Here is a 12534-nt window from a genome sequence, read left to right on the forward strand (position 1 = left end):
CCCGCCGCCTCCGCGCCCGTGCCCGTGCCGCTGCCGCCGGGGGCGGTGCGCGCCGCCGGCGCGGTCACCACGGGCTGGTGGCAGGCCGCGGCCGAGCAGCGCGACTCCATGGCCTCGCTCGCCGCCGACCGGCTCCAGCGCGACCGGCAGGGCGTGGTGCGGCCGATCGGCGGCTGCGACGTCCTGACGCTGCTCAGCGGTCGCGCGCTGCGCACCCACCTGGCCGCCGCCGACGGCACCGGCATGCGCGCCGTCGCCGTCCCGATGCGCTCGCGCGGCTGGTTCGACCTGGCCCGCATCGACCCCGCCTTCGTCGGCGCGGCCGCCGCGGCCACCGAGCCCGAGCTGCGCGGCATCGGCCGGCCGCTGCTCGTCACCGCGGACGAGATCACGCTGGCCCCCACGGCCGCGCCGCAGGACCTCGCCCGGCTCGCGCTCGCCGACCCCGGCGCCACCATCGCGCTGCACGAGCGCGACGTCCTGTACCGCTGAGCCGGCTGGCGCGACGAGTTCAGCGCTCGACGGCCACGACCTGGCCGGCGCGGTCGACCTCGACCGCGAGCGGGCGCCCGCCCACGGACAGGCCCTCCACCCGCACGGCGCCCACGGGTGCTCCCGGGGCCGGGGTGGCGCTCACCTCGCCTGCGGGCGCGTCGACGTCCAGCCCGAGGACGGCCTGCAGCAGCACCACGGCCACGGCGGCCGACCACGCCTGCGGGCGGCACGACGCCGGGTAGGGCTGCGGGCCGAGCCCGTCCGCGGCCGCCCGGCCGCCGAAGAGCTCCGGCAGACGGTGCTCGAACGAGGCCCCGGCGTCCAGCAGGTCGCGCACGAGCGCACCGGCGAGCTCGCGGTGGCCCGAGCGCACGAGGCCCAGGACGACGACGGCGGTGTCGTGCGGCCACACGCTGCCGCAGTGGTAGCTCAGCGGCCAGTAGCCGCCGTCGTCCGACGACATCGTGCGCAAGCCGTAGCCGCTGCGCATGTCGAACCGTGCGAGCCGCTCCGCGACCAGGGCCTCCTCGGCGGCGTCGAGCAGCCCCGTGCCGAGCAGGTGGCCGATGTTGGTGGTGGTGGCGTCGACCGGACGCTTGTCGCCGTCGAGGGCAAGGGCCGGACGACGATCGGAACCCTCGCCCACCCAGAACGCCTCGCGGAACCGCGTCTGCAGGTCGCAGGCCCACTGCCGCAACGGTTCTGAGCCCGGCTCGCCGAGCGCGTCGAGCAGCTCGGCGCCCGCGACGGCCGCCTCGTGCGCGTAGCCCTGCACCTCGCACAGCGCCACCGGTCCCTCGGCGCGCGTGCCGTCGGCGAACCGGATCGCGTCGCCCGAGTCCTTCCAGCCCTGGTTGGCCAGCCCGCGGCCGCTGCGGTCGGCGTACTCGAGGAACCCGTCGCCGTCCGTATCGCCGAGCTCGACCACCCAGCGCAGCGCCGCGCGCAGCGACGGCAGCATCTCGCGGACGACGTCCTCGACCATCCCCCAGCGCCAGGCGTCGCGCAGCAGCACCACCCACAGCGGCGTCGCGTCGACCGTGCCGTAGTAGAGCGGCGGCAGCACCATCGCGCCGTCGGCACCCGCTTCGTCGTGCGTGCTGGCCGCGCGGCGCAGCTCGTGCGGGATCTTGCCGGGCTCCTCGCCGGTGCGGTCGTCGACGTGCGTGCCCTGGTGCGCCGCCAGCGTGCGCAGAGTGCCCTCGGCCAGCCGGGTGCCGAGCGGCAGCAGCATGCGCGCGGCCCACAGGCTGTCGCGGCCGAAGAGCGTGAAGAACCACGGCGACCCGGCCGCGACGAACACGTCCTGCGGGTGCGCGCGTGTGGCCATGCGCAGCGCGTCCAGGTCGGCGAGGGACTGCGCGAGCAGCGCGGCCAACCGGGGGTCGTCGGCGGTCACGTGCGGCGTCGACCAGGTCGGGTCCGCCGGGGCCGCCACCACCGCACCCTCGCGGTCGTGCGCGCGCAGCCCCCAGGTCACCTCCGCGGCACCGCGCTCGGGCACCTGGACGGTCCAGCTCAGCCGGACGCGGACCGTGCCGCTGGTCGCCCCGTCGTCGACCACCTCGACCGCGGCCCCGGGAGCCAGCAGGTCGACGTCCACGCCGCCGCCGGTCCAGCCGGCCACCCCCTCGGCCGGCGCGCTCGAGCGGGCGCCCGGCACCGGCCGGCCCGCCTTGACCTGCTCGACGCCGGCCTGGTCGGCCGCCAGGTCGAGCACGAGCTCGGCAGACGTCGCCCGGCCGCCGCTGCGCACGGTGACGTGCTCGTCCAGGGTGCCCGGCCCCACCGTGCGCTCGCGCTCGACGACGGCCGTCGGGTCGGGGCCGGGCTCGCCGAGCGGCCGCACCACCCCGCTGAACGCCGCGGTGCTCGCGCTGGCGCCGAGCCCGGCCGTCAGCGGCTCCGGCTCGACGCCCGCCACCTGGAGCACCGCCGCGCTGAGCACGCGCACGTCACCGTGCAGCACGCCCTGCGCCCCGCGCTCGCGCACCTGCCCGTCGCGGCCGCCGAGCGCCGTCGTGGGCGCGTGCAGGCAGGTCACCAGCTCGTGCAGGAACGGCTGGGCCGCGGTCGCCATGAGGTCTCCGGTCTGCTCGTCGGGCTCGGCCCCAGCATGCCCGGACGGAGCCAGGGTCTTGACACGGGGTCGGGGGACGGAGCAAGGTGCGATCTGTCCGTTTGAACGATCCAATGATCGTTCCACGACGGCCATCCTGTCCCCCGGGCGGCAGCAGATCAACCCCCCAAGGACGGCAGGGCACCACCAGGCGGAGGGGCGACGAGGCCCCGCCGGCGGCACGGCCCCGCGGGCCAGGAGGAGGCAGCCGTGAGCACGACCTCCGGCACCCGCTCCGCCAGCAGCCGTCCCACCCTCAGCGACGTCGCCGCCCGGTCCGGCGTCTCCCGGCAGACCGTGTCCAACGTGCTCAACTCCCCCCACCTGGTGCGGCCCGAGACGCTCGACCGGGTGCGGCAGGCGATCGACGAGCTCGACTACCGGCCGCACCTGGCCGCCCGGCAGATGCGCACCCGGCGCTCGCGGCTGCTGGCGCTGCGCATGGAGCCGCTGCGCGACGGGATCAACGGCGTCGTCCTCGACCGCTTCCTGCACGCGCTCACCGAGCACTCGCAGGAGCACGGCTACCAGGTGCTGCTGTTCACCGCCGACGACGACGCCGGCGAGGTCGGCTCGTACGAGCGGCTCACGGCGACCCACGAGATCGACGCCTTCGTGCTCACCAGCACCCACCACGGCGACCACCGCACGGCCTGGCTGCGCGAGCGCGGGCTGACCTTCGTGACGTTCGGCCGGCCCTGGGGCGGCGAGGACGCGCACGACTGGGTCGACGTCGACGGCTCGCACGGCACCGCCGAGGCCGTCGCGCACCTGGTGGCCAGCGGGCACGAGCGGATCGGCTTCGTCGGCTGGCCGCAGGGTTCGGGGTCCGGCGACGACCGGCGGGCCGGCTGGGCGCGCGCCGCCGCCGACCACGGCCTGCGCACCGAGGGCCTGGACGTCGAGGTGCCCGACGGCGTCGAGCACGGCCGGGCGGCCGCCGAGCGGCTGCTGGGCGGGGACGACCCGGCCACCGCGCTCGTGTGCGCCAGCGACTCGCTCGCGGTCGGCGCGCTGCAGGCCGTGCGCCAGCGCGGTCTGCAGGCCGGGGCGGACGTCGGCGTGGTCGGCTTCGACGACACCGTCCTCGCGTCCACGCTCGGCCTGTCGAGCGTCGCCCAGCCGATCGACGAGGTCGCCGCCGCCTGCGTGCGCCGGCTGGTGACCCAGCTCGACCCCGTGCTCGCGAGCAAGCCGTCGCTGACCGCCGACGCGCCGTCCGCGCTGCTCGCGCCCCACCTCGTCGTCCGCGAGTCCTCGCGGCGCGCCCACCCCCACCGCCCCGGCGCCCGGCCGGGGCCTAGCGAAGGAGCTCCCGCGTGACACACGTCCCCCGACGGATCCTGCCAGCAGCGCTCGCCGCAGGTGTCCTGCTCGCCACCGCAGCCTGCGGGGGCGGGTTCTCGGACAACCAGGGCGACGCGCCGCAGAAGACCGGCAAGGCCACCCTGCAGGTGCTGATCGCGTCCTCCGGCGACGCCGAGACCGCCGCCGTGAAGAAGGCGGCCGACGCGTTCGCCAGCTCGTCCGGGAACACCGTGACCGTGACGCCGGCCCAGAACATGGACCAGCAGCTCGGCCAGGCGTTCGCGGCCAACAAGCCGCCGGACGTCTTCTACCTGGACGCCTCGAAGTTCGCCGACTACGCCGCCCAGGGGGCGCTGTACGCCTACGGGGACAAGTCCGAGGGCGCCTCGGACTTCTACCCGAACCTCAAGGACGCCTTCACCTGGAAGGGCACCTTCTACTGCGCGCCCAAGGACTTCTCGACGCTCGCGCTCGAGATCAACACCGGGCTGTGGAAGAAGGCCGGTCTCACCGACGCCGACGTGCCCAAGGACTGGGCCGGGCTCAAGACCGTCCTCACCACCCTCAAGGGCAAGCTGCCCGGCGTGACGCCGCTCGTCGTGAGCCCCGGCCACGACCGGGTCGACGCGTTCGTCGTCCAGGCCGGGGGTCACCTGGTGAGCGAGGACGGCAAGGCGACGGCGGACGACCCGGCCAACGCGCAGGGCCTCGGCTACGCCAAGGAGCTGCTCTCGGCCGGGCTGATGAAGTACTCCTCCCAGGTCGGTGCGGGCTGGGGCGGCGAGGCCTTCGGCAAGCAGAAGGCCGCGATGACCATCGAGGGCAACTGGATCAAGGGCGCCATGAAGGGCGACTTCCCGGACGTCAAGTACCAGGTCGTCGCGCTGCCGGCCGGCGCGCAGCAGGGCACCCTCGCGTTCACCCAGTGCTGGGGCATCCCGGCGGCCTCGCAGTACAAGGACCAGGCCGTCGCGTTCGTCAACGCCATGACCAAGGCCGACCAGCAGCTGGCCTTCGCCGACGCGTTCGGCGTCATGCCGTCGCGGCAGTCGGTCAAGGACCAGTACGCGTCGAAGTTCCCGGACGACCAGGTGTTCCTGGACGGCGCGGCCTACGGCGTCGGCCCGATCAAGGCGCCGAAGACGACGCAGGTGCTGGCCGACTACGACAACGGGTTGGCCAAGCTCGGGTCGAGCGACCCGGCGGCGATCCTGTCGCGGCTGCAGAAGAACCTGACCGCCGCCCTCGGCTCGTAGCACCACCCCGCACTCCCCCGGTACCGCGGCCCGCGGGGAGCCGTCACCAGGCGACGGCTCCCCGCGGCACCGCTCCGGGCGGTCCCGTCACCCACAGGAGGACCCCCGTGACGACGTCCACCCAGACACCGGCCGTCGCCGCCGCGTCCCGGGCGCCGCGACCCCGGCGCCGCCGGGGCGGCATCCGCAGCGGCGAGCGGCTCAGCGGCTGGCTGTTCGTCTCGCCGGCGGTGCTGCTGATCGTGGTGTTCCTGGCCATCCCGGTCGTCATGGCGCTGTGGGTCAGCCTCACCGGCTGGGGCGGCATCGGCAGCCCGTTCAGCTCGCAGGTGCCGCTGGTGGGCGGCAAGAACTACACGGACCTGCTCGGCCAGGACGGCCTGGTGCGCCAGGACTTCATGACCAGCATCCGCAACGTCTTCTACTACACCGTGCTCGTCGTGCCCTTGCAGACCGCGCTGGCGCTGTTCCTGGCGCTCGTCGTGAACTCGAAGGTGCTGCGCGGCAAGGGGTTCTTCCGCTCGGCGTTCTACTTCCCGTCGGTGACCAGCTCGGTGGCGATCACCACGGTCTTCGTGTTCCTGTTCAGCGGCGGGGCCGTGAACGGCGTCCTGAAGTGGGTGGGCGTCGACGGACCGAACTGGCTGGACGACGGTCGCGGCACGATCCAGCTGGTGCTGGGCTGGCTGCACCTCGTCGACCCGGACGCCCCGCCGTCCGCGCTCACCGACCACGGCTTCCTCAGCCTCACCTGGTGGGACTGGCTGGCCGGGCCGAGCGTCACGATGCTCACCCTCGTGATGCTCGTCGTCTGGACGACGTCCGGCACCTTCATGCTGATGTACCTCGCTGCGCTGCAAGGGATCTCGGCCGAGGTCGAGGAGGCGAGCCTGCTGGACGGCACCAACGCGTGGCAGCGGCTGCGGTACGTGGTGCTGCCGATGCTCAAGCCCACGACGTTCCTCGTCATCACCCTCGGGCTGATCGGCAGCTGGCAGGTGTTCGACCAGGTCTTCATCGCCACGCAGGGCGGACCGGACAAGACGACCTTCAGCCCGGCGTACCTGTCGTACCGCTACGGGTTCGCCGACAAGTCCTGGGGGCCGGCGGCCGCGATGTCGTTCGTGCTCTTCGCCATCATCATCGTGTTCACGCTGCTGCAGCGGTTCGTCATGCGCGACAAGGACGCCATCGCCGAACGCCGAGCCGTGCGCCGCTCGCGGAAGGCGCGCGCATGAGCACCGCCGACCGCGTGGCCAGCGTCGGCGTCGGACGTCGCCGCTCGTTCGCCGGTGTCTTCCTCGGGTACGCCGTGCTGGTCTTCTTCGCGCTGGTGTACCTCTTCCCGTTCGTCATCCAGATCGTGACGTCGTTCAAGACGCAGGCGGACGCCGCCGCCCACCCGCTCTCGCTGGTGCCCGACCCGTTCTCGGTGCGCGACAGCCTGGGGCGCCTGGCCAACGGGTCGTCCGGCTTCCCCCGCGCGGTGCTCAACTCGGTGGTCGTGACCGTGCTGGTGACGGCGGGCCGGGTCTTCTTCGACTCGCTCGCGGGCTACGCCCTGGCCCGGCTGCGCTTCCCCGGGCGCAAGGTCGTCTTCGGCGCGATCCTCGCCGTGATGGCCGTGCCCGGCGTCGTGCTGCTCATCCCGAAGTTCTTGGTGCTCAACCAGCTCGGCATCTACGACACCTACGCCGCGCTGGTGCTGCCGCTGCTGGCCGACGCGGCCGGGGTCTTCATCATGAAGCAGTTCTTCGAGTCGGTGCCGACCAGCATCGAGGAGGCGGCGCGCATCGACGGCGCGTCGACGTTCCGGATCTTCTGGTCGGTGGTGCTGCCGATGGCGCGACCGGCGCTCATCACGCTGACGATCCTGTCGTTCCAGGGGTCGTGGAACGAGTTCGCCCAGGTGCTGGTGTCGGTGCAGAGCGCCGACCTGCAGACCTTGCCGCTGTGGCTGGCCAACCTCGTGGGCGGCTCGCTCGGCGCGGGCACGCAGTACCCGTTGAAGCTGTCCGGCGCGCTGCTCGCCACCATCCCGGTGGCCCTGCTGTTCGCCCTGCTGCAGCGCTACTTCGTGCGCGGTGCCAACGAGGGCGGCGTCAAGGGCTGACGCCGCCCCCGCGGCGGGTGCCGCCGGCCGTCAGCAGCCGGTGATCACCTCGACGTCGCGCACCGCGCCGTTCCAGCGGATGTAGCCGTACACGCGGACGCAGGTGCTCGGCGAGTGCACCTGCACCGGGCCGGCGTAGTAGGCGTAGGTGGCCAGGTCGCTGTCGTTCGGGCCACCGGCGAGGAAGCAGTTGCGAGCCGGGTTGTTCGTCGGGCACTTCTCGATGAACACGTTGGTCTCGCGGGCCACGCCGTAGCTCGGGCCGATGTGGTTGAAGCGGGCGCAGTTGTTGCCGGTGCTCGCGTTGTAGTAGACGACGAGCTCGCCGACGCCGGTGCCACCCGCGCTGACGACCCGGCGCAGGATCAGGCTGCCGGAGCAGTCGCCCGTGCCCGCCTGCGCGGCCGGAGCCGCCGCCAGGCCGACCGAGACGGCGATCATCGAGGCGGCCGCGACCGCGAACGTCTTGACGCTCTTCATGTTTCCCCCTGCGTGGTGTGATGACGCCCGGTGCTGATCACCGGGCGCGGGACATGGATACACGCCAATTGCCCGTTCTGTCACCCCGGCACGCGGGAGCATGATGTCGCCATGACGACGACCGGGAGCCCGACCGACGACCTGCCCGCAGTGGTCTCGCGCGAGGAGTGGCTGGTCGCGCGCCGGGCCCTGCTGGCGAAGGAGAAGGAGATGACCCGAGCCCGAGATGCGCTCAACGCCGAGCGACGGCGGCTGCCGATGGTGCGGGTCGACGAGCCCTACGTCTTCGAGGGTGCCGAGGGCAGCGCCAGCCTGCTCGACCTCTTCGCGGGCCGCCGGCAGCTGGTGGTGCACCACTTCATGTTCGGGCCGGACTGGGACGACGGCTGCCCGAGCTGCGCGTCGGCTGCCGACGGCATCGGCCGGCTGCGCCAGCTGCACGTCCGCCGCACCTCGCTCGTCGCGGTCTCACGGGCCCCGTACGCGAAGCTGGCCGCGTTCCGGGAGCGCATGGGCTGGGACTTCCCCTGGTACTCCTCGTACGGCACGTCGTTCAACTACGACTTCCACACGACGCTGGACGACCGCGTGGCCCCGGTGCTGCTGCACTTCCGCACCGCCGCCGAGCTCGCCGAGGCCGGCACCCCGTGGACCGGTGGACCGTGGGAGTCCGCCATGAACGGCACGGAGATGCCCGCCATCAGCGCGTTCCTGCGCGTCGACGACGAGGTCTTCCACACCTACTCGACGTACGGGCGCGGCATCGAGGAGTTCCACAACGCGTACCCCTACCTCGACCTGACCGCCCTCGGCCGGCAGGAGGCGTGGGAGGAGCCGGCTGGGCGGGCGGCCCCGCTCGGCCTGCAGGTCGGCGGCCCGGCGATGCGGCTGCCCGACGAGTACGAGGGGGACGCGTGAGCAAGCCCTTCAGCTTCCTGGCCGACGCCTTCGACGTCTCGAGCGCGCGCGAGCTGGGCGAGCGCGCCCGCGCGGCGGAAGACCTGGGCATCACGACCTTCGTCCTGCCGGACCACCTGCTCGGCCAGCCCGCGCCGATCCCCTACCTCGCCACCGTCGCCGCGCTCACGGAACGGTTGCGGGTCAGCGCGTTCGTGCACAACAACGACCTGCGCCACCCGGCCGTCCTGGCGCAGGACCTCGCGACGCTCGACGTGCTGTCGCAGGGTCGCCTGGACGTCGCGATCGGCGCCGGGTGGAACGAGCCGGAGTACACGTCGATCGGCCTGCCGTTCGACCCGGTCCGGGTGCGGCAGGCGCGGCTGGCCGAGGCGGTGCAGGTGCTGAAGGGCTGCTTCGCCGACGGCCCGTTCTCGTTCGCGGGCGAGCACTACACGATCACCGAGCACGACGGCCAGCCGCTGCCGGTGCAGCGACCGCACCCGCCGTTCTTCATCGGCGGCGGCGGTCGGCGCACGCTCGAGCTGGCGGCCCGCGAGGCGCAGACGGTCGGTCTCGCGCCGCGGATCCTGCCCGGCGTCCGGCCCGACCCGAGGTCGTACACCTGGGCCGCCACCGAGGAGAAGATCGGCTGGGTGCGCGAGGCGGCGGGCGAGCGCTTCGACGAGCTCACGTTCAACGTCTACCCCTCGCTGTGGCCGGTGACCGTCACCGACGACCTGCACGGCGAGGCGGCCAAGGTCGTGGCGATGATGGCCGAACGCTCCGGCGTCGAGCTGAGCGAGCAGGACGTGATCGACTCGCCGCACGTGTTCATCGGGTCGCACGAGCGGTTCGTCGAGAAGTTCACCGAGCTGCGCGAGCGCCTCGGCATCTCGTCGTTCCTGGTGGGCGACCTCGACCAGCTCGCTCCCGTCGTCGAGCGCCTTGCCGGGACCTAGCTGCGGTCGTCGGCCACCGGGCGACCCTCGAGCGCGGGCTCGAGCCGGGCCAGCTCCTCGACGACGCGCCGCGTGACGTCCTGCGCCGTCAGGCCCACCTGGGCCAGGATCTCGCCGCGCTCGGCGTGGTCGAGGAACTGCACGGGCAGGCCGAGGTCGACCACCGGCGTGCTCAGCCCGGCGTCGCGCACGGTCTGCGCCAGCCGGGCGCCCACGCCACCGGCCCGCACGCCGTCCTCGACCACCACGACCAGGCGCACCTCGCCGCAGAGCCGCACGAGCTCGGGGTCGACGGGCAGCACCCAGCGAGGGTCGACGACCGTGGCGCTCATGCCGTGCGCGGTCAGCCGGTCGGCGACGTCCAGGCCCAGCCCGGCCATCGGCCCGACCGTGACGACCAGGACGTCGGCGTCGGCGCCGTCAGCCGGGCGGTGCAGGACGTCGACCCCGCCCACGCGCTCGACGGCGGGCAGGTCGTCCTTCGGCACCGACCCCTTGGAGTAGCGCAGCACGGTCGGCGCGTCGTCGACGTCCAGCGCCTCGCGCAGCTCCTCGCGCAAGGTCGCGGCGTCGCGGGGGGCGGCCAGCCGCAGGCCGGGCACCACCTGCAGCACCGACAGGTCCCACATGCCGTGGTGGCTCGCGCCGTCCGGGCCGGTGACCCCGGCGCGGTCGAGGACGAACGTGACGCCGGCCCGGTGCAGGGCGACGTCCATCAGCAGCTGGTCGAAGGCGCGGTTCAAGAACGTGGCGTAGACGGCGAAGACCGGGTGCAGCCCGGTGAAGGCCAGCCCGGCGGCGCTGGTCGTGGCGTGCTGCTCGGCGATGCCGACGTCGAAGACGCGCTCGGGGTAGGACTGCTGGAAGCGCTCGAGGCCGACCGGGATGCACATCGCCGCCGTGACGCCGACGACGTCGGGCCGCTCGCGCGCGACGGCGAGCAGCTCCTCCTCGAACACCGACGTCCAGGGCACGCCAGAGCTGGCGAGCGCCTCGCCGGTCTCGGGGTCGATCGGGCCGACGGCGTGGAACCGGTCGCCCTCGTGGGCCAGCGCCGGCGCGTAGCCGCGGCCCTTCTGGGTGATGACGTGCACCAGCACCGGGCCGCCGTACGCGCGGGCCTGGCGCAGCGCCCGCTCGAGCGCCTCGACGTCGTGGCCGTCGACCGGCCCGACGTACTTCAGGCCGAGGTCCTCGAACATCCCCTGGGGCGCGACGATGTCCTTGAGGCCCTTCTTGACCCCGTGCAGCGTCTCGTACATGGCGCCGCCGACGACGGGCGTGCGGCCGAGCGCGTTCCTGCCCCACTGCAGGAACCGCTCGTAGCCGCGGGTGGTGCGCAGCGTCGCGAGGTGCTGGGCCAGGCCGCCGGTGGTCGGGGCGTAGGAGCGCTCGTTGTCGTTGACGACGATGGTGAGCGGCAGGTCCTTGTCGGCGGCGATGTTGTTGATCGCCTCCCACGCCATGCCGCCGGTGAGGGCGCCGTCGCCGATGACCGCGACGACGTGGCGGTCGCGCTCGCCCTTGAGCCGTCGTCCCTTGGCGATGCCGTCGGCCCACGACAGCGCGGTGGTGGCGTGCGAGTTCTCGACGACGTCGTGCACGCTCTCGGCCCGCGAGGGGTAGCCCGACAGGCCGCCGCTGCTGCGCAGGCGCGAGAAGTCGTGCCGGCCGGTGAGGAGCTTGTGCACGTAGGACTGGTGACCGGTGTCGAGCACGACCGTGTCGCGCGGCGAGTCGAAGACCCGGTGGATCGCGATGGTGAGCTCGACGACGCCGAGGTTGGGGCCGAGGTGACCTCCGGTGCGCGCGACCTCCCGCACCAGGAACTGGCGGATCTCGGCGGCGAGGGTCTTGGTCTCCTCGCGGCTCAGCCGCTGCACGTCGCGCGGCCCCTTGATCGACTCGAGGAGCATGACCGCCAGTCTAGGTCGCGCACCGCGTGCGGTCGCGCGAGGCCACGGACCTCGGCGCGGTCTTCACAACCTCGGCACGTACGTCAGCCCGCGCAGCGCGTCCCCCACCAGCCGCACGGCCCGGTGCACCTCGATCAGCCGCGCGTGCTCGTGGTCGAGCGCCACCAGGACGCCGTCGAGCGCCGGCGTCTCGAGGTCGTCGCGCAGCTCGGCGCGGGCCGCCGAGCGCGCGGCGGTGTTGGCCTGCCCCTGGGCGGTGACGTGCCGCAGGGCGAGCCAGGCCAGGGCCACCGGTTGCTGGCGCAGGGCGGGGTAGCCGCGGTACTCGGACGGGCACTGGTCGAGCAGCCACGAGACCGCCGACCGCTGCCAGCCCGGCGCCCCCGGCGGCCGGACGACGGCCGGCCAGCCCGGCGGCAGGTGCACGTCGCTCACGGCCCCAGTGTGCGGCAGACCGCCGACGGTCAGAGGGTGCGCGCCATGACCGTGGTCGGCGCGAGCTCGCCGCGGGGCGTCAGCGCGTAGCCCTCGACCGTCCCGACCGGCTGCCAGCCCCGCCGCCGGTACAGCCCCTCGGCCGGGCTGCCGGTCTGCGTGTCGAGCACGAGCAGTGAGCGGCCGAGCTCGCGCGCGCCGGCCTCGAGGGCGTCGAGCAGCGCGCCGGCCGCCCCGCGCCCCCGCGCGTCCCGATGCACGAGCAGCTTGCTCACCTCGGCCCGGTGCGGCGCGTTGGCCGGGCGCGCGAGCAGCAGGCGCACGCAGCCCAGCACCCGGCCGTCGTCGACGGCCACCCAGGTCAGCGCGCCGTCGTCCGCGAGCTCGCGGCGCCACCAGTCCTGGGCCTCGGCGGCGGTCAGGCCGGCGAGGAAGCCGACGCTCGCCCCGCCGTCGACGCAGTCGACCAGGACGTCGGCCAGCATCTCCAGGACGTCGGGCGAGACACCGCGCGCCAGCTGCTCGACCTGCACCCGCGCATCGTGGCACGCCG

The 12534-nt window shown here is 73.8% G+C and carries 12 protein-coding genes; 7 read left to right on the plus strand and 5 right to left on the minus strand.

Annotated features, from left to right (window positions below; genetic code table 11):
* The coding region (locus tag ACYVJ4_RS06970; protein ID WP_460459388.1) for a hypothetical protein at positions 1 to 492 on the plus strand (492 nt) is incomplete at its 5' end.
* Between the two features lie 19 nt (positions 493 to 511).
* Here the strand turns inward: ACYVJ4_RS06970 and ACYVJ4_RS06975 are convergent.
* Positions 512 to 2575 (minus strand): glycogen debranching N-terminal domain-containing protein, encoded by a 2064-nt coding sequence (locus ACYVJ4_RS06975; protein WP_460459389.1) that lies wholly within the window; start codon positions 2573 to 2575, stop codon positions 512 to 514.
* A 249-nt stretch (positions 2576 to 2824) separates the two neighbouring features.
* Here ACYVJ4_RS06975 and ACYVJ4_RS06980 point away from each other — a divergent pair, with 249 nt between their 5' ends.
* From ACYVJ4_RS06980 to ACYVJ4_RS06995, 4 genes are all read left to right on the plus strand, one after another.
* Positions 2825 to 3937 (plus strand): LacI family DNA-binding transcriptional regulator, encoded by a 1113-nt coding sequence (locus tag ACYVJ4_RS06980; protein ID WP_460459390.1) that lies wholly within the window; start codon positions 2825 to 2827, stop codon positions 3935 to 3937.
* Entirely contained in the window at positions 3934 to 5178 is a 1245-nt protein-coding gene (locus ACYVJ4_RS06985; protein ID WP_460459391.1) for a sugar ABC transporter substrate-binding protein, read from the plus strand. Before ACYVJ4_RS06980 ends, ACYVJ4_RS06985 begins: the two co-directional genes overlap by 4 nt.
* A gap of 107 nt (positions 5179 to 5285) precedes the next feature.
* Positions 5286 to 6416 (plus strand): carbohydrate ABC transporter permease, encoded by a 1131-nt coding sequence (locus ACYVJ4_RS06990; RefSeq protein ID WP_460459392.1) that lies wholly within the window; start codon positions 5286 to 5288, stop codon positions 6414 to 6416.
* Positions 6413 to 7291 (plus strand): carbohydrate ABC transporter permease, encoded by an 879-nt coding sequence (locus ACYVJ4_RS06995; RefSeq protein ID WP_460459393.1) that lies wholly within the window; start codon positions 6413 to 6415, stop codon positions 7289 to 7291. Before ACYVJ4_RS06990 ends, ACYVJ4_RS06995 begins: the two co-directional genes overlap by 4 nt.
* A 30-nt stretch (positions 7292 to 7321) precedes the next feature.
* On the opposite strand, the gene ACYVJ4_RS07000 is transcribed toward ACYVJ4_RS06995, so the two are convergent.
* Entirely contained in the window at positions 7322 to 7771 is a 450-nt protein-coding gene (locus tag ACYVJ4_RS07000) for a hypothetical protein (protein WP_460459394.1), read from the minus strand.
* Between the two features lie 111 nt (positions 7772 to 7882).
* Between ACYVJ4_RS07000 and ACYVJ4_RS07005 the strand changes: the two genes are divergently transcribed.
* Entirely contained in the window at positions 7883 to 8689 is an 807-nt protein-coding gene (locus ACYVJ4_RS07005) for a DUF899 domain-containing protein (RefSeq protein ID WP_460459395.1), read from the plus strand.
* Complete coding sequence (locus ACYVJ4_RS07010) at positions 8686 to 9630, plus strand: TIGR03621 family F420-dependent LLM class oxidoreductase (protein WP_460459396.1); 945 nt, start codon at positions 8686 to 8688, stop codon at positions 9628 to 9630. Before ACYVJ4_RS07005 ends, ACYVJ4_RS07010 begins: the two co-directional genes overlap by 4 nt.
* On the opposite strand, the gene dxs is transcribed toward ACYVJ4_RS07010, so the two are convergent.
* From dxs to ACYVJ4_RS07025, 3 genes are all read right to left on the minus strand, one after another.
* Positions 9627 to 11546 (minus strand): 1-deoxy-D-xylulose-5-phosphate synthase, encoded by a 1920-nt coding sequence (dxs, locus tag ACYVJ4_RS07015; RefSeq protein ID WP_460459397.1) that lies wholly within the window; start codon positions 11544 to 11546, stop codon positions 9627 to 9629. The genes ACYVJ4_RS07010 and dxs overlap by 4 nt on opposite strands.
* 63 nt (positions 11547 to 11609) lie before the next feature.
* Positions 11610 to 11981, minus strand: a complete 372-nt coding sequence (locus ACYVJ4_RS07020) for a hypothetical protein (protein ID WP_460459398.1) — start codon at positions 11979 to 11981, stop codon at positions 11610 to 11612.
* 29 nt (positions 11982 to 12010) lie between these two features.
* Positions 12011 to 12514: a GNAT family N-acetyltransferase gene (locus ACYVJ4_RS07025; protein ID WP_460459399.1), complete on the minus strand. Its 504-nt coding sequence runs from the start codon at positions 12512 to 12514 to the stop codon at positions 12011 to 12013.
* Positions 12515 to 12534: the final 20 nt, after the last annotated feature.

The sequence above is a fragment of the Angustibacter peucedani genome, assembly GCF_054779595.1.